The organism is Bacillus sp. BR3(2024) (assembly GCF_039134555.1).
Classification (GTDB): Bacteria; Bacillota; Bacilli; order Bacillales; family Bacillaceae_G; genus Bacillus_A; species Bacillus_A cereus.
This window is the reverse complement of the sequence record NZ_CP152433.1, coordinates 1558815-1585799: the sequence shown is the minus strand read 5'-3', so window position 1 is coordinate 1585799 and position 26985 is coordinate 1558815. Positions and strand designations below refer to the sequence as shown.

Below are 26985 nucleotides of genomic sequence, written 5' to 3'. Positions count from 1 at the left end.
AGTCAAATTTTTATTATTTTCTTATTTTTAAGCGGACACATCTACTTGTTTTTTCGCCATATGTTGCTTTACTCCAACTAATACAACTAACAATAACCCTCCACCTATTGTCATCATAACAATGCTAGTTGGCAACATATCTAATAGTAGTCCATATACAATCATACCAAGCGGTGCGATTGCAGTCGCAATTGTTTCAAGTAGGCCAAACACACGCCCTAGGTAGCTCGGATCTGTCGTTTTTTGCATATGTACTTGCATTGGAATGTTTACAATCATAATTGCTATACCAGTTAACATCATAAAAGCAATATAGTAAATAAAACTTGCTACTTTTGGAATGATAACTAACAACGGAAAGACTGTACATAAACTTAAACCTGCAAACAAAAACAGTCCAGTATAAATAGAACGAAACGGAGTATTCACTTCTTTACGCACTGATAAAGCAATCGCTCCCATTAGCATCCCGACTGCTAACATTCCTTCTACAGTACCGAGTTGCTTTGAAGATAAATGCAATGTATGGACGATAATGTAAGGAAGTGCAACTGTTAGACCACACGCAAAAAAGTTTACCCACAATGCTATTTTCATTAAACCATATATTTCATGTTGTCTTTTTACATATAAAAAACCTTCTTTTATACTCGTCAAGAAATGCTCTGTACTCTCAGCCACTTCTTTTTTATATAAATCAAATACGATAAATAATTGCAAAATAACCGCTAAAAAGAACGTAATACTATTTAATAGGAAAAACGATTTAATTGAAAAGAAACCATATACAACTCCGCCAATAATCGGTCCTAAAATATTTGATAAAGAAGCCGCCGTTTGATTTAAAGCACTCGCTTTTTGAATACGTCCTTCATCTACTAAACTCGGAATAGACGAAGTTAATGCAACAGAATAAAAACTTGCACAAATTGATAATAATGCTGCTGAAATATAAATAAAAAGAAGTGATGGTCCAAATATAGTAGCAAGAATAAACATACTAAGCATCGTTAAACTACTTAATAAATCAGTACCAATGACAAGCCATTTTCGATTCACACGGTCTGCTACAGCACCAGCAATTGGGCCACAGATCATTCTTGGAAGTGATCCGCAAACGAGCGTAGTTGCAAACCCCATCCCTGAACCAGTAGTCTTTAATACATATAACCCCATTGCGAACGTATAAATACCTGCGCCTAATAAAGACGTCATTTTTCCAATCATCATTAAAATGATATTTCTCGTTGCAATCTTCATTCTTGAATCATGTTGTCCTATACTTATATCTTCCATTTTTGACTCTCTCCCCTTAAAAGTTAAATTGTGTTAAACTTATTATATAATCAACTTTCCAATTTTCACAACAAAAAGTTAAATACAATTAAACTTTTTAAATATAAAGGAGCAACAATATGGCAACTCTCGGCGAAAAAATTAAAGCATTACGAAAAGAAAAAAAGCTTACGCAAACAGCACTGGCAGGTTCGGAACTGACAAAAAGTATGCTTAGTCAAATTGAAAATGGAAAAGCTACACCTTCTATGAAAACATTACAATATATTGCGGAAAAACTTGAATGTGAAACGAGCTTTTTATTAGAAGAAGATGAAGGAGAAATTGTAGAACTCATTCAAAAAATGGAGCAACTAATAAAGGCAAATAAATGCGATGAAGTATACAAGACTTTACTACCTATCGTTCAAACAGAGCTACCTTCTACTTTAAATACAGCTCGCTTATATAAACAGTTCCTAACAGGAGCAACTATTATGAACGATTATCATATTCAATATTACGTTGAAACTGCTGTTTCTATATTTGAAAAATATACTTTATATCGAGAAAGCACTGAAACGAAACTACTGTTTTACTATATGCTCTTCAAACGTAAAAAATATAAAGAATGTTTACAGATGATTGCTACAATTCGTGATGAATATAAAGCGAAGAATTTAGAAATGGATCTCATTACACATATACAATTATACTTAAAAGAAGCCATTATTTTACTCGCATACGGCAATTATGAAAAATGTGAAAAAGTCATTTTAGATGCACTTGCATTTTCAAAAAAACATCAAGTGTATTATAAAACAGATGAATTTTATCGCATTTTATCTTACCAAAAAGTCATTACAGCTGATAAAGAACAGTATTTATATTACATAAAAAAATCGGAGCAATTTGCCATTTTTACAGAAGATATTCTATCCATTGCGATTATTGATATTTTAAAAGCTTACTACTACAACACAATTACTAATGAATATACAATCGCATTAGAACATCTAGAACAATTCCGAGAAAAACTAAAAGATGAACCAATCTTTCAAGACGATGGATTATATTATCTTGAAAAAGGAAAATCTTTGTATGGCTTAAAACGTTATAAGGAAGCTTTGGCAATATTAAAACACGCTACCATACCAGATTATATGAGTCATCCACTTGATCAATCGTGGGTATTAACAGCTGGGTCTTATCGTGCCCTGTGTCATATAAAACTTCAAGATAAACCAGCTGCTCTGAAAGAAGCAAAAGAAGCAGTTCAAACGATAGATGGTTATCCTGATTCCATCTTTTCTTCATTTATTAAAGAAACATTACAAATAATACAAAAACTTTAAGAATGTCTCTAAATGGTATATTATTCCTCTTTTTTAGCAAAGATAATAATGATGGGAGGAATATAAATGAATATACAACGTGCAAAAGAGCTTTCTGTGTCAGCAGAGCAAGCTAATGTTAGCTTTCAAGGCATGCCTGTTATGATTCAACACGTCGATGAAAGCAATGAAACCGCCCGCATATATGAAGTAAAAAACCCAGGACGCGAATTAACTGTTCCAGTTAATAGCTTAGAGGAAATATAAGAAATGCCACTTCTCTTTTGAAGTGGCATTTTTCTTCTTTCAGATTACTTATTATAAATTTCTTCAACCCTTTATTTTACATGAGCTGAAAAAATAAGAATTTTCTACTTCTTTTCTTTTTGTGACCTGCTAAAATACAAACTATGGATTAATTATTCGTACTATACATTAAGGAGGAAAAATAATGGCATCTACTTTAGAAAAAAACAAGCCTTATTATGCAGTTATATTCACTTCTAATTTATCAAATGATACAACAGACTATAATACCGTTGCCGAAGAAATGGAGAAACTTGCAAAGCAACAACCTGGATTTTTAGGTGTAGAAAGTGCAAGAGGTAATTCTGGACTCGGAATAACAATTTCTTATTGGGAATCACTTGATGCGATTGAAAATTGGAAAAAGAACACCTTACATAAAGAAGCGAAAAAAAGAGGTCGTGAGCAATGGTATGAAAACTTCCACCTGCGTATTTGTCTTGTTGAGAAAGAATTTAAGTTTCATAGAGGTACTTTATAACTATGAAGGAAAAATTAGCTCTCGTTATTGTTCATGAAATATATGGTGTGAACGACCATATGCATCACGTTACCCAGCACTTTACTTCATCTCATATAGATGTATTCTGTCCTAATCTGCTACAATCGCAACCTGCATTTCATTATATTGATGAAGAAAAAGCATATCATTTTTTTATGAATCATATTGGATTTGAAGATGGAAAAAAGCAAATTGAAACATTCATTACTCATCTTTCTAGTCGTTACACACATATTGGACTTATCGGCTTTAGTGTTGGAGCTACCATCTCATGGCTATGTAGTAACAATCCGAAAATAGATTTTATTATCGGATGTTACGGTTCTCGTATACGCGACTATGTTCACATAAAGCCTACATGCTCTACATTACTTATATTCCCTGAAAAAGAAGCTAGTTTTTCAGTATCCTCTTTCATTCACACATTGCAGCAACAAAAGAATCCTTTATTAGAAATAAAACAACTACACGGTGAACATGGATTTCTAAATCCGTACACTGAAAAATATAACGGGCACTCTACAAAAGAAGCATACAATTTAATAGATTCATTTCTTGTAAAAAACACTCTTATAAAGAAGATGTAAATGACACTTACATTACTCTTACTTATTTTCATATTCATTGCCTTTTTCTCAGTGCTAACTATTATTTTCGTAACCGTAAAAAAGGGGGAGTTTTCCAAACGGCCCTACTTACAATCTATTATCGTTTGCATTTTATTTTTTACAAATTGGATTTTATATTTATCAACTTTTTATGCGTTACTTCCCGAGAAAATTAGTGAGTTCCTATTCCTACCCATTTGGTTTTTCCTTTGTATTTTAGGTTTTATAACTTTCTGGCGCGAATGGAGAAATAATCGTGTATTTTCCATATGTATCGTTCTTCTTTCCTTTATTAGTTTTTTATTTGGGTTATTGTTGTTAGTTCTTTTGGGGATGTAATAGAAGAAGGAAGAAAAGCCAACTTTCAACTTTTCTTCCTTCTCTGTTTACCTTTAGTTTTCACTGTCACTGATTCACAAGGTGTATAATATATTTGAGGTGTCGCCTTATCAACAAACATCATAAACGTAACGAAACCGATAATAAAGAAAATAAACAACGTTAACAAAATTGCTCCTATCGTTAAAAGTATCATAACACCACCCCTATATTTTCATGTTATTACACCTTTCGCTATTATATGAGCGTAATCCTTTTTAGAAAAAGAAACGTAACAAAATAATCACAACCACTCCTGTTAATACTGTACCTAATAAACTACGAGTATATATGGCTACAAGAAATGTTGGAATTGCTGCGATCAGGTAATCCCATTGCACCGTCTCATGCATAAATAATACTTGTGCTAAAAGTGCTGCTAATATTGCAATTGGTATGTAATTTAACCATTTTAAACCCCAGTCTGGAATTTGTAGTTTACTAAATACGAGTAGAGGTAAAATACGTGGCACGAGTGTAACAGCTCCTGCTGCTAATAAAAGTAATAATACATCTAATCTCATTTCCATTTTTCAATCACCACTCCAATCGTCGCAGCTAGTAATGTTGCGATAATAACCGCTATACTATCTGGCATAAATAGGTGTAAAACGTATGCGATAATAATTGCTACAATTGCAACACTTAAATGAATTGCTAGCTTTGGTTTACTACTTATGAGCTGAAGTACAAATAATCCGATAAACATCGCTGGTAATGCATAATCCATCCCGTATGTATGTGGATCTGGTATCCACTCACCAAACAGACCACCAATAATGGTAGCAAGAATCCAGTTTAAATAAGCCGTTACATTTAGCCCAATCATCCATCTTTCGCCTAAATATCCTTTTTGCGCTGCATGCTGCACTGCAACACCGAACGTTTCATCTGTAATTTGAGAACCGATGATTAAGTTTTTAAATAGAGGAATTTTCGTAAAGTACGGTGCAAGTGCAGCACTCATAAGAAGGTGGCGCAAATTAACAAAAAATACAGTAAAAATAATTGCGGAAGCAGGAGCACCGGCTGCATACATACCAGCTAATATAAATTGGGCAGAACCTGCATAAATTAAAGTGGACATAAACGCAATTTCAATGATGGAGAAACCAGCTGTTTTTGCAATTACACCAGCTGCTATACCGATGCTCAAGTAACCAAATACAGTTGGTAAACAATCTTTTACTCCTTGCTGAAATGTATCATCGCTCTGCAAAGCTACATGTGCCTGAGCCTTACTCATCCTTATCATCCTCCATTCCTTCTAAAGTTCGTTTTCCTGTTACGACATGAACTAAATCTATATTTTCACGCCATAACGTATCTAACTTATCCGCCCCAAATTCCTTCGTGATTTCTTCAACCATAATATCGTGCCGCACATACTCTGTAGCAACGAGAACTAGCGCTGGGTCATACGTTGTAACGGCCCATGAAGTGCTATCATTTGAGAAGTTCGCAATTAATACTTCCTCTCCATCACGAGCAATAACAGTTAAATGACCACCCATTCTCTTTTCAACGACGTGGGGCGTCATATAATTATGGTGAAATGTCGCTCCTATTTTTGTTTCTGGAGCTCCAAATAAGATTGAAAATATATGTACGCCTTCCTCTTCCTTTTGATGAATGTATGGCTCTATTTCATGCACTTGATCTTCCCATACAGAAATCCATAACTCTTCCTTAGCTCTACTAATTATATTGCATATTTCTTTCAAAACACGATCATTTGAACGAATATGCGAAATTACATCAATCTGTCTTTCTTGTTCTAAATGATTTAATTTCTGGTCTAAAAACTCAAAGGACTTTTCAAAGTCTTTTCGCATTCGATTCATTAATTCCGTAGCTGGTACTGGTACATATTTCACTGGTTCAGAAGGTACAATGTGCACCGCTCCTTTATCCATTAACTTACCGAGTACCTCGTAAATCATAGAACGAGGTACTCCTGTTTGTTTACTCACTTCATAGCCTGTTACTGGGGAATGTTTTAGTAGTCCAATATACGCTTTACATTCATACTGGGAAAATCCTAACTTTTGTAACTCCTTTATAATTTCATCCATCGGTAACCCCTCACAATCTAAATCGCCCTTACTTCAAAACGACGATTTTGCTTCCCTTTACTTTTTACTTTATCAATAACAAGTGTTCCTATTTCACTCGTATTTTTCACATGTGTGCCTCCACAAGCTTGTTCGTCTAAATTTTCAATTGTAACAATGCGGATTTCTTGGATGGTAGTTGGCAGGAGATTTATTGCTGTTTTAATCATTCCTACAGCATTTTCTGCTTCTTCGCGGCTCATATAACGAGTGGAAATTTCTTTATTTTGCTTAATAAGTTTATTCACTTCCTCAACAATTTCTTCTACTTCCACGCTCGATAACTCTTGTAACTCATTAAAATCGATACGTGCTTTATCAGGATAAATTTGATTTCCGGTGCATAGAGCTCCATACTTTTCATAAACAACAGCTCCGATAAGATGCAGTAAAGAGTGATGACGCATTAAATTATGACGTCTTTCCCAATTTATCTCTAATTTAACTGGACCTAATTTTACTTGAGCTTCATCTTTTATATAGTGAACTATTTCTCCTTGCTCCTTCTTTACTTTTTCAACTTCAAATACAGACCCATCTTGTACAATGACACCCGTATCACATTCTTGCCCTCCACCAGTTGGATAAAAAACTGTTTCCTTTACAAATACTTTATTCCCTTCTACTTTTATCACTTCTGTTTCGCAACTCGTTTTGTATGCATCTTCTAAATATAATGCCGTTGTCATACTCTCACCTCTTTAGTAGTTATAGTTATACCTACTAATATAAAAAAGAAGCTCCTTAAAGTCAAATGATAATTCTGAAATTTAAAATTAATAAAAGACTCCTTTATTAGGAGTCCACTATCTCAATATTTCATTCGCTTCTTTTTCATAAATTTTATCAAATGAAGTCATAACGCGCTGTGATGCTTGAATCATCTTTTGATCTGTCATAAGATCTGCCATCTCTTTCGTCATATCTACATTTGAATTTTCTAGCATATGATTTTTTACTATTCCTGTTCCGTTCGGTAAATTAGCAATGTTTCCTTCTGCTAGTGTAAAGCTTTTGTTTTCACGTTGCACGAGACGTGCATTCGTTTCTGCATCTACTGTTTTTGTTTGCAAACGAGCAATATTATTTTGTGTTACTTCATCATATAATGTACCGTCTGCTTGTACAGCAACCTTTGCTCCTTCTGGAATACGAATACGCTCATTATTAACATCCATCACATAAGCACCTGAAGATGTTTGTAAATAACGATCACTATTTAATGTGAAACTACCATCTCTCGTTAAAAACGTTTCATCATTTTTAGAAGTAACGAAAAATGATGTTGTGCCGGCCGCGCCGTCATCTAAAAAGAAATCTGTAGCGCTATTTGTCATTTGTATATTTCCTTGTACTAAATTCACATGCGTTGCAGCTGGTACTACAGCGTAATCGACCGAACCGATATTTGTTACCGCCCCATCTCCGCGGCGATATGTGTCTTGTACATCAAATACTTTAGACGTCATATTTTCTGCTTTAAATCCTGTCGTTTGAGCATTTGCAACGTTATTCGAATGAACATTAATGCGCTGCATGTAATTCATCATGCCCATAGAACCTATATAAAGACCGTTCATATTCGTTTGAATAAGGCAAGCGCCTTATTCTTCACCTCTTTTCTACGATGTTTGTAACATTTGTTTTGCTAAATGTTCAGCTGTAGCGATATGTATATTTTTCTTTATGTCTTGGCCATCTGTCATTAATACAATAGGAGCTGATGATACTGCTGGAATTTTCAACAATTCGCCACTACTTGCTGTTTCATCAAATTTCGTAAACACAATACCATCTATATGAATATCTTTAAAGTTTGTAATAATTTCAATCATATCTTTACTTTTCATTGAAGCTGATAACGTTAAACAAATATAATCTGGTTCTACTTGTCCCATCGTTTCAATCATTTCTTCTACTGTTTCTGACGTACGATAATTTTTTCCAGCTGTATCAATTAAAATATAATCGACGCGTGCTTCTTCTTTAAAATACGTAAGCGCTCTTGTCATTGCAGCTTCATCACGCACAGCAATTACTTCCGATCCAATTGTCTTTACGTTATCTTGCAATTGCTGCACTGTCCCTATGCGAGAATGATCTGTCGTTATAAAACCAACTGTTTTTTTCTTACCGTGAAATTGCCATGCCATTTTCGCGAGTGTCGTCGTTTTACCAACGCCAGTTGGACCGATTAATGCAATTGTTTGTACTTCTTTTTCAAAGACATTTTCCGTATTGAAATGTGATTTCATATCTTCCAATATGTACCTAATAACTTCTTCTTCTGTAATCATCGTTGCATTTTCAAACTTTATTTTTAACTTTTCAGCATATGCATAAATGAAATATTGTTCCACATCGTTTTGCTCTAGCATCCGAATTACTTTTTGAATAATAAACGGTACAGATTCTTGATTTTCTTTCTTTGGAACTACTTCTTCTTTCTTTACCGGAAGGACTTGTTTCACAACTTTTTTCTTTTTCTGTACTTCCGTTTCTTTCGTCTGTTTCACCACGACAATTCCTTTTTCAAACAGCTTTAATAGTTTCTCTTTTTTTCTTGCCCATTCTTCACTATTTCCTGTTTGCATCGCCGCGTATGACATAGGAGTCGTTACGTTTTCTAAATTGTGCAGTACTGATTGAATTCCATTTGCCTTCACAATTTGTTCTGAAGGGTCATTCACAACATCCATTAACTGTTCATGAAATTGAGCTGTACCTTCATTCACTTCTTCCTGTTTTTCTTCTGGAAAAGCAACTAACATTTCATAATCCTTTTTCCAAAAAAACGGTATATTTCGTTTTACACTTTCATCGACAACGTAATAATAATCTGTACCATATTGGTCAAATAACTTTCGATACAATTCATTTTTCGAAGCTGCTTTTATTCGCATTAACGCTTCTTTCTTTTCTGTACTTTCCATTACTTCACCCCCCTACTATTCAATATAGGCAATTTGATCCACAACAATTTCTGGTGCTAATTCGCTAATACAAAGTACTTGTGCTTCCACTTGATAACGTTCTAGCAGTCTTACAATCGCAAATCTAAAATCTTTTCTACGTGTTAATAACACTGGTTCTCTTCCCATTAAACGTGCTTGTTTAAAGACGCGTTGCACTTGCTCAACGACACGTGTTTCTAAATCTAAATCCCAGTTTAATAAGTAACCTTGATATGAATTATTCACAACATCCGCATCTAACTCAATTGAATCAGAGAAGAGCGCTGCATATATTTTTCCGTCCGGATTTTTCGCATTTTCACAAATAACTTTTGAAATACATTCACGAACAAATGATGTCACACCGTCAACGTGGTTTTGATAAATTTCTTTGCCGTCAATAATACCTTCAATAATTGTTGGTAAATCACGAATAGAAATACCTTCTTTTAGAAGTTGTTTAATAACATTTTGAACGAGTGATAAATCAATTTCTTTCTTCTTAATCTCTTCTAATAGAACGCCATTATCATTTTCAAGCGAGTTAATTAAGTCTTTTACATGTTGACGCTGAATTAATTCGTGAAGATTACGTCTAACGACAACATCTAAATGTGTAATTAATATGCTAAGTGGCTCTAACACTTGATAGCCTTTCATTTGTGCATCTTGCACCATATGCTCTAAAATCCAATATCCATCTTCACCGAAAATTGGATCTTTCGCTGGCTCTGCATCTAAATCAGCCATTACGTTTGGTGTTTTCAATGCTAATAAATAACCTGATTTTAAAACACCCTCAGCCGCCTTCGCACCTTTAATTCGAATAATGTAACGTCCGCGTGGTCTAAAACTCGTATTATCTTTAAAGTTAATTCCAGGAACATTAATACCGAGGTCAGTAATAATCGACTTCCTCATAAGAACAACTTTATCACGAGCTGTTTCCCCGTTAATTTTCTGCTTTACAAGTGCTGCTAAATCTAAACCGAGTTCTACTATAATTGGATATTTATCCGTAAATACTCCGAATGAATCTTCCACTTGTTGCAGTTGCTCATCTTCGCCTTGAATCATTTCTATTTCTTTTTGAAGCTCGTCTTCTTTTTCTTTCTTTATTCGATTTTTATTACGAATACCTAAGAAGATAATTGTTCCGCCAACGAGTGCGAATGGTAGAAACGGTAGCGGAGTAAAAATACCCATTGCGATAAATAAACCACCGAGCGCATATACAACGACTTCATGCGCTAATAACTCTTTAAAGATACCTTCTGTTACTGTATCCGGTGAGCCGTCAAATACACGCGTTACGATAATACCTGTTGAAATTGCAAGCATTAGCGATCCAATTTGGTTTACGATTCCGTCACCGACAGTTAACTGTGTATAATGAAGAGCCGCATCTGCAAAGCTCATCCCTTGCTGCATCATTCCGACAATTAAACCGAAAATAATATTTACGAATAAAATGACAATCCCGAAAATAACGTCCCCTTTAATGAACTTTCCGGCACCATCCATCGCCCCGTAAAACTCTGTTTCCATATTTAATTTTTTTCGTTTTGCTTGTGCATCTTTTTCTGAAATAATACGCTGGTTTAAATCAGCATCGATAGACATTTGTTTCCCTGGTAAAGAATCAAGTGTAAAACGAGCTGCTACTTCAGCTGTACGAGACGCACCGTTTGCAACGATAAACTGAAATATGATTAATACTGTAAAAATAACGATACCAATTAATAAGTTTCCGCCAATTACGAACTGACCGAACTCTTCAATAACATGACCAGCATTTCCATCTGTCAAAATCGCTCGCGTCGTCGAAACGTTAATCGATACGCGGAAAATCCCGATTAATAACAGCATCGTTGGAAATGACTTTAATTCATCCCACTCGTTAATACTTGTCGCTCGCATATAAATAAGCACTGACATACTTAGTAGAAAAACGATAATAATATCAAGTATAAATGGTGGAAGTGGAATTAAGAGCGCCACTACGAATGACGCTGCTAAAAAGATAGAAAAATAGGTTCTTGCAGAATCTATCTTAAACAAAGAGATCTCCTCCAAACGCGCTATTATACTTCAAGTTCATTCGTCTGAATTAAATAGCGCATAACTTCAATTACAGCTACATATAAATCTTCTGGAATCGTCTCATCTTCCTCGACTTGATAATATAAAGAACGAGCAAGCGGACGGTTTTCCACCATTGGTATTTCTTGTTCACGGGCAAGCGTTCGTATATATAACGCGAGCTCATCTTCCCCTTTTGCAACGACAATTGGTGCTGCATCAACGTGTTTATTATAACGAAGTACGACCGAAATATGAGTCGGGTTGTTTACAATAAATGTTGCGCCATCCATCTTCTTCGCAATTGTTCCTTGCAAGATTGCATGCATAAAGTTTTTTCGTTTTCCTTTAACTTGCGGGTCCCCTTCATTATCTTTATGCTCTTGTTTCACTTCTTCTTTTTTCATCTTAATATCTTGCTCGTACTCCCATTTTTGATAAATGAAATCAATAATAGAAAGAACGATTAAAATAATTAAAATTGCTAAGAAAATAAATTTAATTTCCCTAATAATTTCAGTAAGTGATGCAGTCCAGTTAAATCCAATCATACTGACAATTTTCTCTAAATTCTTTTTAAAGAGAACGTAAGCGACGTAACCGATTAATCCCATATAAAATAGTGATTTCAAAATATCTACTAAACTTTTACGACTAAACAGTCTCGTAAAATAGTTTTTCGGATTAATACGTGACGCTTTCGGTTTAATGACTTTAGAAGAAAATAGGAAGCCGACTTGAATCATATAATTAAATAAATGAAAAGCGTATACGAGTATTAATATCGGAGCCGATACTTTCAGTAATAAAATCCCCATTAAATAAAAATACTCGGTTGAATCTGTATTTTTTCCAATTTGATCAAACAGCACCGCTACGGAATTTGCAATCTCATACCCTAGCCAATCTCCGAAGAAATAAACGACAACTGCTAATACGAGAATGGAAAATAAATTATTTAAATCTTTACTCCGGGCAATATTCCCTTCTTCACGCGATTTTTTACGCTTCTGCGGGGTGGCCTTTTCTGTTTTATTATCCTTTGCCATGCGCGTCCCCCTACTTCGTTAAGAAAAAGTTAAATAGTTTCGTATACTCTTCAAGTAATACATTCGTCATATTTTTAAACACATAACCGAGCATTGGTACACTCATCGCAATAAACAAAATACCGCACGTAATTTTAATTACGTATGCATTCATAAAAACGTTTAATTGCGGAGCGTTTTTTGCAATTAAAATTAGAACAAAGTTAATGATGAATAAACTTCCCATAAGCGGAAGAGCAATTTCAACCGCTGATGTGATCGCAAATAATAGCGTTGCGAGTAGACTATCTAAAAAACTAGTCGTCAGCAATTTTGAAATCGCCTCTGTATATTGAAACGACTTTAAAATCGTGGCAACGAAATAATTAATGCCGCCAAGTGAAATAAAAATAATGAGAAAAAATATATCAAAAATGGTTGATAGTAAAGTAGACTGTGAGCCCGCATTTACATCAAACAAACTTGCTTGTGATAAACCGATATCAAAGTCTAAAATATGCCCGGCCATTTTTGGAATGTTCCACAGCATTTCTACAATTTTTGAAAGTGATAATCCAATTACAATTTGCGTTCCTGCATAAGCTGCAACGTCCCAAACTGTCTTGATGTGAGAGACATCCACTTGATCAGCCACTGTAATTGAAAGAGCAAGTCCAACTGTAACCTTCGCCATTGCTGGAATGGATCGTCCTGAGAAAAACGGTAAAAAATATAAAAATGAAGTAATGCGGCAAAACGCAAAAAACGTTGCCGCCCATAATTCCATATTCATTTCAGTTCACCTATCTTAGTACGAACGCAATAGCGATGGGATTTTATCAAATAAATCTAAAATAAGCGTCGTTAACTCTTGGAACATCCACGGACCTAAAATGATAATAACGAGGACAATACTCGCCATTTTCGGTAAAAACGTCAGCGTTTGCTCTTGAATTTGCATCATCGCCATAATGACAGCGATGATAATAACGACAATCATACTTACGCCGGCAACCGGCATTAAAATCATAACCCCTTTATAAAAAAAGGTTTGAAAAATATCTATAATTGGTGACGTATTCATTTATATGACTCCTATCACATAGCATCAAACGCTTCAGGCGACCGTTTTAAACATAATGTCGACGATTTTTGTATATCCACCTAAATATACGAAAACGAGTATTTTAAACGGTAAACTTAAAATCATCGGCGGTACCATCATCATCCCGAGGTACATTAAAAGTGTACTAATAATCAAATCTATAAATACAAACGCTAAATAAATGAACATCCCTGTTAGTAAACCTTTTTGAATTTGCGTTAACGTAAAGGATGGTACGAGCGTAAATAGTGAAAGATCCTTTAAATCTTTCGGCAACTCTTCTCCGCGTACTTTCAACATCATTTTTAAATCATGCTTATACGTATGCTTTGACATATATTCTTTCATAATAGGAGCTGTCGTTTCCGCAGCTTGACTTACTGTTATTTTCTCTTTCGTCATCGGATCCCACACATCACTCTTCAGTTGCCCAAGTACAGGCTGCATCGTAAAGAGTGATAAAAATAATGCAAGTCCAACAAGCACTTGGTTTGGTGGTAAATTCATTACCCCAAGTCCTTGACGTGTAATCCCTAGAACGATCATAAAATAAGTAAAATGTGTAAATAATAGAACGATAGAAGAAGATAATGATAAAAGGGTAACGAGCGCAAATAGTTGTACACTTGAATTACTCGTAAACTCTTTTCCATTTTCGAAATTAATAAAACCGTTCGGTGCTGCATACGCTGGATTTACAAAAATAATTGAAAAAACGATAGAAAATACGAAAATAACGGCTAATAATGATAACTGTTTCTTTATTCTCATGATGGATCCTCTACTTTTTTCGTTTCACTCTTCACCGCGTCTTCTAGTGCTTGTTGAAACTGATTTCCTGTTCCGGTTAATTGCACAGACTGTACACCGTTATTACTAATAACAGTGAACACTTGCTTGCCGTCCACTTCAAATAAAAAGGCACTCGTTTGATGATTTAAATAAACGCCGTCTTTTACTTGTATATGGCCATTTTCACCCTGCTTAAAAAACTGCTGTTTGCGCGTCTTTTTCGTCATATAATATGCACCGTAACCGAGCGCACCAAACAGTAAAACGACTTGAAATAAGGTCGTCATATACGACATATGACTCCTCCTCTACTCTTTATCTTGCATTTGACTTTGCGCTTTCATAAGCGCCGCTTGTTTCTTGTCAGCTTCAATTTCAGAAATGATAATACCGAATTTCTCGTCCATTACGATTGCTTCACCGATGCCGACTTTCATATTACTTAAATACACATCTACTTTATGTCCTAAGTTTTTCTCTACTTCAAGAACATCACCAACTTTTAACTGCTTTACATCACCAAGTGTAATAGATGACTTTCCAAGCTTTACACCAAGTTCAATCGAAATATCTGAAACAGTATCAATATGTGCTTTGCCTGCTTCATTTCGCTTTCCTGCAAAATCTTCTAATCCCATTAATGACACGGGAGATACTTCATGCTTCATATGGATCCTCCTACTCTACAAAACTTTTAAATAGGAGCGCCTTACGCGTTCCATCTTTTCCAATAAAACAATTAAATTTATGCTTTCCATCTACATAACCAAGTAATTCATCCGAAACTTTCGTATGAAGCGGAATGATATCGCCTTCTTCAATTTGTTCAATCTCACTCATTGTCATTTTCTGCTCGCCAATTGCAACGTGAACAGGTTTGTACACTTGATTTACTTTCACTTCCACTTCAGACGTATACTTTTTACGCTTGTCTGAAGAATGTTCGACAATATTTTCAGACGTTAACTTATCCATAATTTCTTCAACAGATAAGAATGGAATCCCGATACGCACCGTCGTATTCCAAAAATCTGTTTTCATATTTACGTTAAGTAATGAAATGATATCGCTCGCTGTCGTAATCTTTAGTGCATTCGGATCTGTTTCTGTCGTTACAAATTTCGGTTCAATCGCAACAACACTTTCAAATGATTGCTCTAAATTTTTACAAAGAAGCAAGAATATATTATCAAGCGTTAAAAACTCAAATGCTGTTAACGGTCTGCGCATCGTAAAGTTACGCTTACTATCTCCGCCAAGCCAACATTCATGAATATAAATAACGAATGCTAAATCAATCTCAATAACAATTTCTCCAAGCTCTGGTAAACCGAGATCAATTACACAATATAAATAATAATCTTTCGGCATTTTCTCCACATACTCACTCGTAAATGGAACTTGCTCAACCGTTGAAGGCTCTAGTTCAATTGGAATACGCATACGCGCTGATAACGTCTGTGACGTCTGTTTCCCAAACGTAGAAGCAATCGCTTGCAAACTACGTAAATGCTCAACACCGAACTTCTCTGGTCTATTAAAATCATACTCTTGAAATTTCTCTTGCTTTCCTGCTTCTTGTGCGAAAGCTGGCATTTCCTCGCCTTCATTTACCGCCTTCAGCAGGGCATCAATTTGCTCTTGGCTTAATTTTTCGCCACTCATGACAATCCCCTTCCCTACCTTTTCAATTCAACGATTTCAACGTACATCTTTCCATTCTTCGTCAAAATCTTTCCGGTTCCAATCTCTTCATTCTCAAGCATAAGACGCACCGTATTTTTCGTTGAATTTTCAAGACGATACAATGTACCTTTCGTAATATGAAGCAGATCTTCAATTTTCTTTTTCGTATTTCCGATTTCAAAATAAATTGTTAACGGAATATCATCTTGTAATTTCAAATCTAGCCAACTCCCATATCATGTTCACGAAAATTTCATGTTCTCTCTATATATGAAACTTCTTATTTTGAAACGTCGATATTTAATATTTTTTTAATATATCCTTGCGTTTCTTTAAATGGCGGTACGCCTCCGTACTTTCTCACATTACCAGGACCAGCATTATAAGAAGCAAGCGCCAATACTAAGTCGCCGTTATTTTTCTTTAAATAACCGCTTAACTCTTTCACGCCACCTTCAATACTTTCAGCTGGTGAAAAGGGATTCTTCACACCCATCTCCTTCACATTCGCTGGCATAAGCTGCATAAGACCCATCGCACCGGCATGTGACACCGTTTTTGGATTAAAATTAGACTCTACTTCAATCATTTTTTGAATTAACGTTTTTGGAATTCCATATGTACGACTTACACGATCAATAATATCCTCATACTTCCCTTCATTGGAAGAACGTATTTTTTGAATATTATACTTCTTCGTTAATCCCCACGTATCAGCAGCCTCATTTTTCGTTTCTGGGAAACGTCGTTCAAACTCTTTTTGCGCAACTTGCACTTCATCTGCTTTCTTCGTTTCACCCTTTTCTTCGGGCTTACTCGCTTCATCTACTTTATTAATAGATTGTTCCGGCTTATTAACAACCGTTTCTATTTTCGTAGATTGTACCGGCTGACTCATATCCTCTACTTTTGCCGGCTGCGTAGTTTCTTTCGTCTCCTTCGCAGGCTCACTCTGCAACTTCTCTTGAAAACGACTACTAACAAATGCTTGTGGACTACTTAGCTTTTGCTGAATTTGCCCTTTCTTATATGCAAGCACTTCTTTTACTATATTTCCAACTATCATAATATCACCTTTTCGGAAAACAAAGATAATCTAATATTAGAGTTTTTTTTTAAAGTTTGCAATAATCCTTTTAATAATTATGTAATAAAAAAATGAATATATTGTTAAACTGTTATTTTTTTATATTTATTAATTCGAATTTTTAGTTGACACCCGCTATGACAGGGATTACAATAAATCTCGAAATTGATTTTTTCGCATATTATCGTTTTTCAATTTGCAGAAAAGTCAATATAAAAAAATGGGGGTTTCTTAACATGAGAATTAATACAAACATTAACAGCATGCGTACTCAAGAGTACATGCGCCAAAACCAAGCTAAAATGAGCAACGCTATGGACCGTTTATCAAGCGGTAAACGTATCAACAACGCTTCTGACGATGCAGCAGGTCTTGCAATCGCAACTCGTATGCGTGCTCGTGAAAGTGGATTAGGAGTAGCAGCTAATAACACGCAAGACGGTATTTCATTAATCCGTACTGCTGATTCAGCAATGAACTCAGTATCTAACATCTTACTTCGTATGCGTGACCTTGCAAACCAATCTGCAAATGGTACAAATACTAACGAAAACCAAGCTGCATTAAACAAAGAGTTTGATGCATTAAAAGAACAAATCGATTATATTTCTACAAACACTGAGTTCAATGATAAAAAATTATTAGATGGTTCAAATAAAACTATCGCAGTTCAAACATTAGATAATGCTGATACAAGTAAGCAAATCAACATCAACTTATCTAATGTTTCTACTAAAGAATTAGGACTTGATACTTTATCTATTGGAACTGATAAAGTAGAAAAAACAGTATATGATGCAACTACAAAAGCATTTGCTGATCTTGGAGCAAAAACAGGTGCTGATAAGGCCGCATTTGATGCAGATGTAACTGCTGCTATGAAAGAATTCGATAAGGTTAAACCATTCATGTCTGCAGACGATGTAAAGAAAATTGAAACGAAACTTGAAGACTACAATAAAGCAAATGATGCTGGTGCACAAGCTGCTGCACAAGCACTTGGTAAAGAATTTGCTACATTAACAAAACTTGAGACTACAGATCTTAAAGCTAATGCTTCTGGTGCAATCGCATCTATCGATACAGCATTAAAAAATATTGCTTCTAACCGTGCAACTCTAGGTGCTACATTAAACCGTCTAGACTTTAACGTAAACAACCTGAAGAGCCAATCTTCTTCTATGGCTTCAGCTGCTTCTCAAATCGAAGACGCTGACATGGCGAAAGAAATGTCTGAAATGACTAAGTTCAAAATCTTGAACGAAGCTGGAATCAGCATGCTTTCTCAAGCAAACCAAACTCCACAAATGGTTTCTAAATTATTACAATAAGCCATTTGAGTTAGTTTCCTGAATAAACCTCTCTGCTTGCGGAGAGGTTTATTTTTTCTATATAGATAGATTGAAAGATTTTTTAACTTAAAGAGAAGCTCTAGCCATATTTAGTAGCGGTCAGGGCCTATTTTATTCTCGTTCGGTGTATGAAAACAAAAAGATAAAGTGAGAATAAGTCTCTTTTTCTCTTCATAGCCGTTTATTAGCTTTTGAATATTGATTATATGAATCTATAAGGAGTGTCTATTATGCGTATTGGTACGAATGTTTTGAGTATGAATGCTAGGCAGTCGTTGTATGAGAATGAGAAGCATATGAATGTTGCAATGGAGCATTTGGCGACTGGTAAGAAGTTGAACAACGCTTCGGATAATCCCGCAAATATCGCAATTGTTACTCGGATGCATGCGAGAGCAAGTGGTATGCGTGTGGCGATTCGTAATAATGAAGATGCGATATCGATGCTTCGCACGGCGGAAGCTGCCCTTCAAACTGTGACAAATATTTTACAGCGTATGCGTGATTTAGCCGTTCAATCTGCGAACGGTACAAATTCAAATAAAAACCGTCATTCGCTGAATAAAGAGTTTCAGTCTTTAACAGAACAAATTGGCTATATTGGCGAGACGACTGAGTTTAATGATTTATCTGTATTTGACGGTCAAAACCGCCGTGTTACATTAGACGATATCGGTCATACGGTACATATATCAAAATCTATTCCCCCTTCCCCTACACAACATGACATCAAGATTTCAACGGAACAAGAAGCAAGAACGACAATTCGTAAAATCGAAGAGGCTTTGCAAAGTGTGTCACTTCATCGTGCCGACCTTGGCTCTATGATAAATCGTTTACAGTTTAATATTGAAAATTTAAATAGCCAAAGTATGGCGTTAACAGATGCTGCATCTCTAATTGAAGATACAGACATGGCGCAGGAGATGAGTGATTTTTTAAAGTTCAAATTATTGACTGAAGTTGCAACTAGTATGGTTTCACAAGCGAACCAAATTCCACAAATAGTCTCTAAACTACTACAATCATAAAAATTCATCTTCCTTCTTTGGAACGATTCCATACAAAATAAAAGGGAAATACATATAAACTATGTATCTCCCTTTTATTTTGTACCCAAATTTTATTACTGTGTTACCGTCATAACTTGTCCGCTACGGTCAACCATTATTTTCATTTTTCCGTCTTGTGCATTATATAGCCCGAGTTTATGTAATTCCATTTTACAATCTTGTACGAAAGTTGGTAATTTACGAATTTGATCGATATCAGAACTTGTAATGAAATGAATTAAAAGCTGCGTCATACCTTTAATATCTTGTACAAGCTCTTCTTTCTCTCGTTTTAGCCTTTCATTTTCTAGTTGTAACGACTGCAATTCACCTTCTAAGCTACGTGTATTCTTTGCTTCTCTAGAACGCCCTGCCGCCATGCTAGAAAGCTTATAAATACCTTCCATAAACTGATGTAGTTCGTCTTCTTTCCTTTCACTACATTGATTAATTGTTTCAAAGTTATCAACGATACCAGATATAACTGTTACAAGATTTTTTTCATCCTCTTTATGCTGGATTTCTTCTTTTAATTCGTACTCGTTTTCTTGTTTTCTTGCAACGATTGTCTCTTTTACTGGTATATATTTTCGCTTTCGTCCCGGTTTTTGTTTTTCAATATTTTCAAACGGTATTTCACGTTTTTTCAATTTATAATACGTATTTTGCAATTGACTTTCCGTTTTAGGAAAAAGATTTAGTTCATTTTTACTTACGTATTTTGAAATATTTAAAATGTTTAAACCGTGACGTTGACAAAATTGATACACTTCATACAGTAGCTCTAGTTCAGACTTCAGCCATGTAATTGTTGATTTTTCATATGCTCGCATCCCGCCATTTTTTTCTATATCTATTTGGAATAATACCATTCTATTATGTAAATCAACTAATTCTTCATACTTTACTTGGAATTCTTTTTCTATTTTTTTTAATTCCGCCTCTAGTTGCATATCGTTCATTTTATTATTTGACATGTTTTGTAAAAGACCTAATACATTAATTGCTGTGTGGTGATACATAATCTGTGCCACTCCCCCTCATCCTTTCACAATTCTCATCTGACTCCCATGTCTTTTAAGAAAATAGCAATTTTTACATATCCATATTATAACAGTTCGAAATTATCTGTCAAATAATAAACATACAAAAATGTATAGAAAGTATAAAAATTTGGAAAATATTTTTTAATTAATATGTAAAATTGCATATTAATTACATTTAATTATATTATATGGTATTTTAAATGTTTTTTCACCGAAAAAATTTGCGTTACCACGAAAATATTACTAAAATAATCCAAAAAATACGTTCTCTTATATTTTCAAATCAAAAATCTTCAAATGAAGATTTTACTTACATTCAGCGACAAACACCTCAGAAACCTTTTATTTTTCTGCCAGCTTAAAGTATAGAATACTAAAAAGGAACTAGCCAATGCTACACATGGCTAATTCCTTCCTCTCTCTAACAGAATAGAGTTATAAACCCAGTCTTCAAATCCTCAATCGAAGTCTCACTTCTTCTTACCTAAAACTACTTCATACCTCTGAACTCACATCGCATGAGACTCTATTAAGCACTGAAAACTTTCTTACATAAGTAGTTCCTCTATTCCTACTAAATAGAAAAATGTTATACACCAGCTCTTCTACTTACCTATAACCACTCCATATCTCTGTTCTCAACATCGCATAGGGCTCTATTAAGCGCTGATCGCTCAACACTTGGCTAGAGCTTCTATTCCGGCTAAATAGAAACTTTTAAAGTACTAACTTATCAACTAAACCAATTAGCTCTTGAATATCTGGCTTACTTACTTGAGCATTTGCTCCTACAGCTTCACCTTTATGGAATAATTCATTTGTAATTAATGAAGAGAAAATAATGACTGGTAAACGATTCATTACTTCACTATCCTTAACCACTTTCGTTAAATGATGTCCATCCATTTTTGGCATTTCAATATCCGTAATTAGCAAGTGAATATGTTCAAACATTTTTTCGCCTTGCTCTTTCGCTAATTTTTCAATTTGTGCTAACGCTTCTGCACCATTGCTGAAGAAGTTCATTTTCGTATATCCAGCTGATGATAATGTTTCTTCTAATATTTGGCGAAGCATCGCTGAATCTTCTGCAATGTAAATTACTTTTTCAGCTCGATCTGTTTTTTGTTCTAATCCTGCAATTGATTTATTGTCATAACCAGTGCCGCTAATTTCACATACAATTTTTTCATAATCTAATAGTAAGATGATTTTTCCATCTAGTTTTACAATACCAGATGTCGTTTCTTCTAGTCCCATAGATAATGAAGCTGGTTCATCAATTTGTTCCCACGAAATACGTTGAATACGATGCACTTCATCAACGCGGAAAATAACTTTCATTTGGTTTAATTCTGAGATGATAAATTTCGTTTGATCAAGTGGCTTTGTTGACTTTAAATTAAGAGCCATTGCCAAGTTAATAACAGGTAAAATTTCACCACGTACTTGAACAACACCTTCAACTGCATGATGAGATTCTGGCACAGTTGTAACAGGGAATGGATTAATGATTTCACGTACTTTCATTACATTAATACTAAATAGGTTTTCACCAACAGTGTACGTAACAATCTCTAATTCATTTGTTCCGCTTTCTAATAAAATACTTTGTGCTTGTGACATAAAGGTGTCGCTCCCCTTCCATTAATTCCGTATATCTAATTATTAAGCTTTATAAAAGCGAAAAAGTCAACTACCTATATAAAAAATATAGATAGTCGAACGATTCATTTTATTAAAAAACAATTAATCTTGTATAAACGAAGCAAGTGCCTCTAATAACACTTCTTGTGCTCCTACAATTTCCGTCGGCATTGCTTCCCATTTTTTCGAAAGCTCCGTCTCTACTCTTATTCTCAGCTCAGAATTCATTTCTGCTAGCACATATTCTTTCGTTGCTATATCAACATCAAGTAGCGCAAGTGCATATAATTCCGGGTCATTTATTTCTTCGAATAATCGTTTTAATACTACCGGTGCTATATGTTTTAATTTTTCAATATGAATTTCCTTATCCGAAAATAGTAACTCATATTGAATAAACGTAACATTTTCTTTAATCACTTTAAAATAACAATTATTTTTTTTATCATTCACAAAATAACCGTTTGGATCTGCAATAATACTCTCTACTTTACGAATTAAATCTGGCAAACTATTCGCCGCCATTACAGTCCGCTGCTCAACCTCACTCGGCGAAATGAATGTAACGCGATACTTATTTTGCGCCATCCTCCTCACCTCTCCTTTTATAGAAATTCAGTCTAATTGTATACTAAAACTACCTTAAATTAACTTAAAACTATTTTATATTACCACTTCTTACACTACCATACTACTCTAGTAACGCTACATATCTCTGGTCTTACACATCGGTCGGGACTCTATTAGGCACTAACCGCTCCAAAACATCGCCAGGTCCTCTCTCAAAACCTAAAAAGTGCTTTTAAGAACCTTTCAATAACTCTATGTTATTAAACCAAAACGCTATTTGCTGATCCGTAATATTTGGCAACATAACAAAAAACTCACGACACTTCATCTCATCCTTAAACAGTTGATACTTCCAAACGCTATCGCTACCAACACTTATGAAATAAAACTCATGGATACGGCCAATGATTGCTTGTTTTTCACCAAATGAATACGGAGGCACTTGCTTAATTTCAAATTGATCTGGTAAATATACATGCTCTTCTCGTTCTATTTTTAATACTTGCTCGGCAAGTTCACGTTTATTTTCGAAAAAAGGCAATTGTAAAATTCGCTCTTGTCTTGTCATACGAATAAAAAACCCTTTCTACTCCATTACATTTTTTCCATGCGATATATTATCGAATTAAGTTTACAACTTCATTTAATACTTCATCTGAAACTTTAATTACTTTCGCATTTCCTTGGAATCCGCGTTGGTATAACATTAAGTCAACGAATTCTACAGATAAATCTACGTTAGCACCTTCTTGTGCACCACCGCGTACTTTACCTGCACCGTTTTGACCAGATGTACCAAGAGCTAAAATACCTGTTGTATTCGTTGCTGTATAGTTACCATTACCTGTTTTCATTAGTCCGCCTTCGTTCGGGAACATTGCAACAGCTAATTGACCTGCAGATTTCATACTTCCATCAGAATATTTTACCATTACGTATCCACCGTCAGCAATGAAGCAATCTTTAACCGTCGCTGCTGCTCTACCATCTACGTCTGTTACTGATAATGTTTTATCTGTTGGATGGTTTGTTAAATGACTTAAGTCTAATTTAATAGAGCCGCCATCAAATGGAATATTGGCTCCTTGCTCTTTCGGATTTGGATTTCCAACAGCATCAAATGTCATATTACCACCTGCACCTGGAACATCTTTAAACTCTGTTTCTTTTTTCGAGTCATTGCGCATTTGTACTTTATATGTATAGTTATGTTCACTCGTTTGTTTAAACTCTACACGCATTGTCCATGTATTCCCCGCATTATCATATACAGGTAAATCTTGTGTAATTTGTTTTTCACCAGTTGGAATATTCCCTTTAATTGTCCCTTTCGATGTTCGAATACCACCAATTGCTGTTCCCATTGGAATTTGCAACGGTCCTGGAATTCCAGATAAATCAACTTCACCAGTTGCCTCATTTGCAGGGTATGCAAACACGTATTGACCTTCAGTATTCGTAATATAGTAATCTGAAGATATCCCAAACGTACCTTTACGAGTAAATTCCATATTTCCGCCTTTTGAATCACCTACAACGAAGAAACCATTACCTTCCATTGCTGCTTGTGTTTTGCCACCTGTTAACGTAATTGTACCATCACTATAATCCGTAACCGTACCACTCATTTTCACACCGTTACCAATACTTTTCGGATTCGTTCCTGCGTATTTACCGTCACCTTTTGCACCAATCGAATTGTTATATAGTAAATCATCAAACATTGCTTTTTGTTTTTTATAACCTACTGTTTGTGCATTGGCAATATTATTTGAAGTTACACTTAATGCATTTTGTGTTGCATTCATCCCTGTAATACTTGTATATAACGCTTTAATCATAACGTATGGACACTCCTTATGAATTTGTAGTTTTTACTTCTTCAGTTACTTTTTGATCGTCTTTCTTTGCGTCTTCTGGATTCGTTTCCCCAATCGGTTTATCAGACACTCTCTCAACGAAACGAAGAGAGACAACTTTATTATTAATAACGAGCTGTACATCGTTATTTTCCGCAAGACGAACCGTTTCTACTTGACCGGTTACTTTGTTTCCGTCACCGTCAACACCTCTTACGTATTTCCCTAAAAACTTCATTCCACCATCAAGTGCTGTTGAATACATCGTTGATTGCAGCTTATCTACTGCTTTCGTCATATTCTGTACTTGTTCCATAAGAGATAACTGCGCTGTCTGATTCATCATTTGATTCATATCCATCGCATTAAATGGATCTTGATGTTGGAAACTTGATAAAAACAATTTTAAGAAATCATCTTTCCCCATTACCCCAGGAGTCTTTTGCGCTCCTGCTGAAACTCCATTACTTTGTTGCACTGGCGACTGTACTCCATTAATAGGTACATTACTTTTTTGCGCTCCTGCTTGTAACGGAATATGATTTGTACTCGTTGTATTTAATCCAACTGTTGGCACGCTTTATTCCTCCAATAATCCCGCAAATTCTGTTGATTGTTGTTTTTCATGATTTGTATTTGCTAATTTCTGTTTTTGCCTTTGCTCTTGTTCTCGCTGTTCTTTGCGATTTTCATCTTTATCTGAATAGCTAATTTGAATATTGATTTCTTTTTCTTTTAACTTTAATCTCAATTCATCAAAAATGATTTCAACACGTTTTTTCGCATCGTGTTTTTCCATTTCTACGTGAACGTCAATTTGATCTCCGTGTTTTTTCATAAACACTGTTAATGTACCAAGTTTTTCTGGATTTAACTGGAATAAAACACGTTCTTGTTTCACTACAAATTTTTGCAGCGCTTCTACTTGCGCTTCCATTTTCTTTCCTAAGTCAGGTAATGAAACTTTCTCAGCACCACTATTTGATTTCCCTATTTGTTCGGTACTCGTCGTTTTATTTAATAATTCTGCACCTGCAGAGCTCGAATCGTTTAATGCATCAACTTCTGGCAACTCTACCTTTGCATCATCGCTCTCAAGTTTCGGAAGATCTACCTCTTTAGACTCTTCTTGTTCCTTTGCAATATTACAAGTTTCTGTTTCTACAACCTTCAATGCTTGCATCGTTTGCTCTGGCATCTTCATTTTGTCTAATACCATTTGCATTGTATCTTCTAAACATATAGCATTTTTGATATTCATATTTGAAAGAAGTTCTTGTAATTGTTGTAATTCAGCTGCAGGTAATTCATTAAGTTTAATATTGCCATATTCTTTATATAGCTCTTGTATTTTTTGTATGTATTGATATAACAATTCCGGCTGCACATGTAATTGCTCAATTGCAACCATTTGCTCAGATACAGCTAATAACAACTGTTCTGTCTCTTTTTTTTCTTCTTTCTTTACAATTGGTTCTTCTTTCGTTACCGATGGTTTAGAAAGGTTATATTCTTTTTTCTCTTCTTTTGGTGCTTCTTCTCGTTTCGTTTTCTCCGTTTTCGGCTGCTTTTTATTTTCCATTCTCATCGTACGATCAAATGAAGAATCTTCATTTTTCGATTGTACTTCTAGCCCTTTTTCTTTTTGCGGAGGTAAACTTTGTTGCACCGGTAATACAGACTGTATCACTACATTCACCTCATCCATTCATACACATTTTCAAATCCAGAAGCATTTTTTCTTCCAGCTTTTCTTGTGCTTTCGCAAGCTTTTTGCAATCTTCTTGATACATCTCATCAATGACACGTTCTTTTTCTTTTACTTGCTCTAAAAGGCTTTCATTTTTTTGAATAAAACCTTCCGTTTTTTTAATTTTTCGATTCCATTCTTCTATTCTTTCAGGTGAAAACGTATGTGAAGAAAGCATGCCAGCCATAATACGTTGCCCAGTTTGTACGACTTTACTACGCGATTTCACAACATATAAATCATATTCTTTTTTTTGTTCTATTTTTCTTTTTTCAGCTGTTAATTCATACACTTCTTTTAAAATATGTTCTTTTTCTTGATTTATTTGCAATTTTATTGTGTCGTACTGCTGTTTATCCACCTGTTTTCATAGCCCCTTCCTATTATAACGTTCTCTTTTTCTATTATATAGTTTTTTTCCAAAAAAATCTGTGAAATATTAAAAAACAAAAAAATAA

The 26985-nt window shown here is 34.9% G+C and carries 33 protein-coding genes; 7 read left to right on the top strand and 26 right to left on the bottom strand.

The genetic code is table 11. The annotated features are described in order from the left end of the window. Positions 1–27 precede the first annotated feature (27 nt). Positions 28–1296, bottom strand: a complete 1269-nt coding sequence (locus tag V7S45_RS08290) for an MFS transporter (RefSeq protein ID WP_000389503.1) — start codon at positions 1294–1296, stop codon at positions 28–30. A 119-nt stretch (positions 1297–1415) separates the two neighbouring features. Between V7S45_RS08290 and V7S45_RS08285 the strand changes: the two genes are divergently transcribed. The 5 genes from V7S45_RS08285 to V7S45_RS08265 all read left to right on the top strand — a co-directional run bounded on the left by V7S45_RS08285 (position 1416) and on the right by V7S45_RS08265 (position 4364). Further along, the gene (locus V7S45_RS08285; RefSeq protein WP_000212353.1) at positions 1416–2630 is read left to right on the top strand and encodes a helix-turn-helix transcriptional regulator; all 1215 of its coding nucleotides are present in this window, start codon (positions 1416–1418) and stop codon (positions 2628–2630) included. Between the two features lie 66 nt (positions 2631–2696). Beyond that, on the top strand, positions 2697–2876 hold the full coding sequence (locus V7S45_RS08280; RefSeq protein WP_001025740.1) for an H-type small acid-soluble spore protein: 180 nt from the start codon (positions 2697–2699) through the stop codon (positions 2874–2876). A 184-nt stretch (positions 2877–3060) separates the two neighbouring features. Next, the gene (locus tag V7S45_RS08275) at positions 3061–3396 is read left to right on the top strand and encodes an antibiotic biosynthesis monooxygenase (RefSeq protein ID WP_000168851.1); all 336 of its coding nucleotides are present in this window, start codon (positions 3061–3063) and stop codon (positions 3394–3396) included. Between the two features lie 2 nt (positions 3397–3398). Continuing rightward, positions 3399–4004: a dienelactone hydrolase family protein gene (locus V7S45_RS08270; protein ID WP_086389333.1), complete on the top strand. Its 606-nt coding sequence runs from the start codon at positions 3399–3401 to the stop codon at positions 4002–4004. Further along, a complete protein-coding gene (locus V7S45_RS08265; RefSeq protein WP_000176485.1) occupies positions 4005–4364 on the top strand; it encodes a hypothetical protein in 360 nt (119 codons plus the stop codon). A 25-nt stretch (positions 4365–4389) separates the two neighbouring features. On the opposite strand, the gene V7S45_RS08260 is transcribed toward V7S45_RS08265, so the two are convergent. The 17 genes from V7S45_RS08260 to V7S45_RS08180 form a co-directional block, all read right to left on the bottom strand. Then, positions 4390–4560, bottom strand: a complete 171-nt coding sequence (locus V7S45_RS08260; protein WP_086384950.1) for a DUF3951 domain-containing protein — start codon at positions 4558–4560, stop codon at positions 4390–4392. Positions 4561–4621: 61 nt separating this feature from the next. Continuing rightward, positions 4622–4933: an AzlD domain-containing protein gene (locus V7S45_RS08255; RefSeq protein ID WP_000425946.1), complete on the bottom strand. Its 312-nt coding sequence runs from the start codon at positions 4931–4933 to the stop codon at positions 4622–4624. Next, complete coding sequence (locus V7S45_RS08250; RefSeq protein WP_025687747.1) at positions 4924–5649, bottom strand: AzlC family ABC transporter permease; 726 nt, start codon at positions 5647–5649, stop codon at positions 4924–4926. The genes V7S45_RS08255 and V7S45_RS08250 overlap by 10 nt, the downstream gene beginning before the upstream one ends. Further along, positions 5642–6478, bottom strand: coding sequence for a helix-turn-helix domain-containing protein (locus V7S45_RS08245; protein ID WP_025687746.1), 837 nt, complete (start codon positions 6476–6478; stop codon positions 5642–5644). Before V7S45_RS08245 ends, V7S45_RS08250 begins: the two co-directional genes overlap by 8 nt. Positions 6479–6495: 17 nt before the next feature. Then, a complete protein-coding gene (locus V7S45_RS08240) occupies positions 6496–7206 on the bottom strand; it encodes an alanyl-tRNA editing protein (RefSeq protein ID WP_000205380.1) in 711 nt (236 codons plus the stop codon). A gap of 117 nt (positions 7207–7323) precedes the next feature. After that, positions 7324–8097: a flagellar basal-body rod protein FlgG gene (locus V7S45_RS08235; RefSeq protein WP_001013938.1), complete on the bottom strand. Its 774-nt coding sequence runs from the start codon at positions 8095–8097 to the stop codon at positions 7324–7326. A gap of 42 nt (positions 8098–8139) precedes the next feature. Continuing rightward, a complete protein-coding gene (gene flhF / locus V7S45_RS08230; RefSeq protein ID WP_025687745.1) occupies positions 8140–9450 on the bottom strand; it encodes a flagellar biosynthesis protein FlhF in 1311 nt (436 codons plus the stop codon). A 15-nt stretch (positions 9451–9465) separates the two neighbouring features. Continuing rightward, positions 9466–11532 (bottom strand): flagellar biosynthesis protein FlhA, encoded by a 2067-nt coding sequence (gene flhA / locus V7S45_RS08225; protein WP_000472534.1) that lies wholly within the window; start codon positions 11530–11532, stop codon positions 9466–9468. Positions 11533–11555: 23 nt separating this feature from the next. Continuing rightward, positions 11556–12602, bottom strand: coding sequence for a flagellar type III secretion system protein FlhB (locus tag V7S45_RS08220; protein ID WP_001030111.1), 1047 nt, complete (start codon positions 12600–12602; stop codon positions 11556–11558). Positions 12603–12612: 10 nt separating this feature from the next. Further along, complete coding sequence (locus V7S45_RS08215; protein ID WP_025687744.1) at positions 12613–13374, bottom strand: flagellar biosynthetic protein FliR; 762 nt, start codon at positions 13372–13374, stop codon at positions 12613–12615. A gap of 15 nt (positions 13375–13389) precedes the next feature. After that, a complete protein-coding gene (locus V7S45_RS08210; protein ID WP_001098085.1) occupies positions 13390–13665 on the bottom strand; it encodes a flagellar biosynthetic protein FliQ in 276 nt (91 codons plus the stop codon). Between the two features lie 33 nt (positions 13666–13698). Continuing rightward, the gene (locus V7S45_RS08205) at positions 13699–14457 is read right to left on the bottom strand and encodes a flagellar type III secretion system pore protein FliP (RefSeq protein WP_001220582.1); all 759 of its coding nucleotides are present in this window, start codon (positions 14455–14457) and stop codon (positions 13699–13701) included. Then, positions 14454–14774 (bottom strand): hypothetical protein, encoded by a 321-nt coding sequence (locus tag V7S45_RS08200; RefSeq protein ID WP_000121176.1) that lies wholly within the window; start codon positions 14772–14774, stop codon positions 14454–14456. The genes V7S45_RS08205 and V7S45_RS08200 overlap by 4 nt, the downstream gene beginning before the upstream one ends. Positions 14775–14786: 12 nt before the next feature. Further along, positions 14787–15146 carry a flagellar motor switch protein FliN gene (gene fliN / locus V7S45_RS08195; RefSeq protein ID WP_000680010.1) on the bottom strand — a complete coding sequence of 120 codons (360 nt, stop codon included), beginning with the start codon at positions 15144–15146 and terminating at the stop codon, positions 14787–14789. A 10-nt stretch (positions 15147–15156) separates the two neighbouring features. Further along, positions 15157–16143, bottom strand: a complete 987-nt coding sequence (gene fliM, locus V7S45_RS08190) for a flagellar motor switch protein FliM (RefSeq protein WP_000012360.1) — start codon at positions 16141–16143, stop codon at positions 15157–15159. A gap of 14 nt (positions 16144–16157) precedes the next feature. After that, positions 16158–16382, bottom strand: a complete 225-nt coding sequence (locus V7S45_RS08185) for a flagellar motor switch protein FliN (RefSeq protein ID WP_000775712.1) — start codon at positions 16380–16382, stop codon at positions 16158–16160. Positions 16383–16444: 62 nt separating this feature from the next. Further along, positions 16445–17230: a lytic transglycosylase domain-containing protein gene (locus tag V7S45_RS08180; RefSeq protein ID WP_025687743.1), complete on the bottom strand. Its 786-nt coding sequence runs from the start codon at positions 17228–17230 to the stop codon at positions 16445–16447. 257 nt (positions 17231–17487) lie between these two features. Between V7S45_RS08180 and V7S45_RS08175 the strand changes: the two genes are divergently transcribed. Continuing rightward, complete coding sequence (locus tag V7S45_RS08175; protein ID WP_001222338.1) at positions 17488–18582, top strand: flagellin; 1095 nt, start codon at positions 17488–17490, stop codon at positions 18580–18582. 251 nt (positions 18583–18833) lie between these two features. Next, the gene (locus V7S45_RS08170; protein ID WP_025689628.1) at positions 18834–19634 is read left to right on the top strand and encodes a flagellin; all 801 of its coding nucleotides are present in this window, start codon (positions 18834–18836) and stop codon (positions 19632–19634) included. A 95-nt stretch (positions 19635–19729) separates the two neighbouring features. Here V7S45_RS08170 and V7S45_RS08165 read toward each other — a convergent pair whose 3' ends face one another. From V7S45_RS08165 to V7S45_RS08130, 8 genes are all read right to left on the bottom strand, one after another. Further along, positions 19730–20677: a DNA-binding domain-containing protein gene (locus tag V7S45_RS08165; RefSeq protein WP_000274677.1), complete on the bottom strand. Its 948-nt coding sequence runs from the start codon at positions 20675–20677 to the stop codon at positions 19730–19732. 741 nt (positions 20678–21418) lie between these two features. Then, entirely contained in the window at positions 21419–22327 is a 909-nt protein-coding gene (locus V7S45_RS08160; protein WP_000075943.1) for a chemotaxis protein, read from the bottom strand. Between the two features lie 123 nt (positions 22328–22450). Next, positions 22451–22936, bottom strand: a complete 486-nt coding sequence (locus tag V7S45_RS08155) for a hypothetical protein (protein WP_000068298.1) — start codon at positions 22934–22936, stop codon at positions 22451–22453. Positions 22937–23150: 214 nt separating this feature from the next. Further along, the gene (locus V7S45_RS08150) at positions 23151–23486 is read right to left on the bottom strand and encodes a DUF3964 family protein (protein ID WP_000198166.1); all 336 of its coding nucleotides are present in this window, start codon (positions 23484–23486) and stop codon (positions 23151–23153) included. A 49-nt stretch (positions 23487–23535) separates the two neighbouring features. Beyond that, a complete protein-coding gene (locus tag V7S45_RS08145; protein WP_000588321.1) occupies positions 23536–24759 on the bottom strand; it encodes a flagellar hook protein FlgE in 1224 nt (407 codons plus the stop codon). 16 nt (positions 24760–24775) lie between these two features. Beyond that, the gene (locus V7S45_RS08140; RefSeq protein ID WP_025687644.1) at positions 24776–25354 is read right to left on the bottom strand and encodes a flagellar hook assembly protein FlgD; all 579 of its coding nucleotides are present in this window, start codon (positions 25352–25354) and stop codon (positions 24776–24778) included. Between the two features lie 3 nt (positions 25355–25357). Then, positions 25358–26467 carry a flagellar hook-length control protein FliK gene (locus V7S45_RS08135; protein ID WP_142292916.1) on the bottom strand — a complete coding sequence of 370 codons (1110 nt, stop codon included), beginning with the start codon at positions 26465–26467 and terminating at the stop codon, positions 25358–25360. Between the two features lie 10 nt (positions 26468–26477). After that, positions 26478–26888 carry a hypothetical protein gene (locus V7S45_RS08130; protein ID WP_000360855.1) on the bottom strand — a complete coding sequence of 137 codons (411 nt, stop codon included), beginning with the start codon at positions 26886–26888 and terminating at the stop codon, positions 26478–26480. Positions 26889–26985 lie beyond the last annotated feature (97 nt).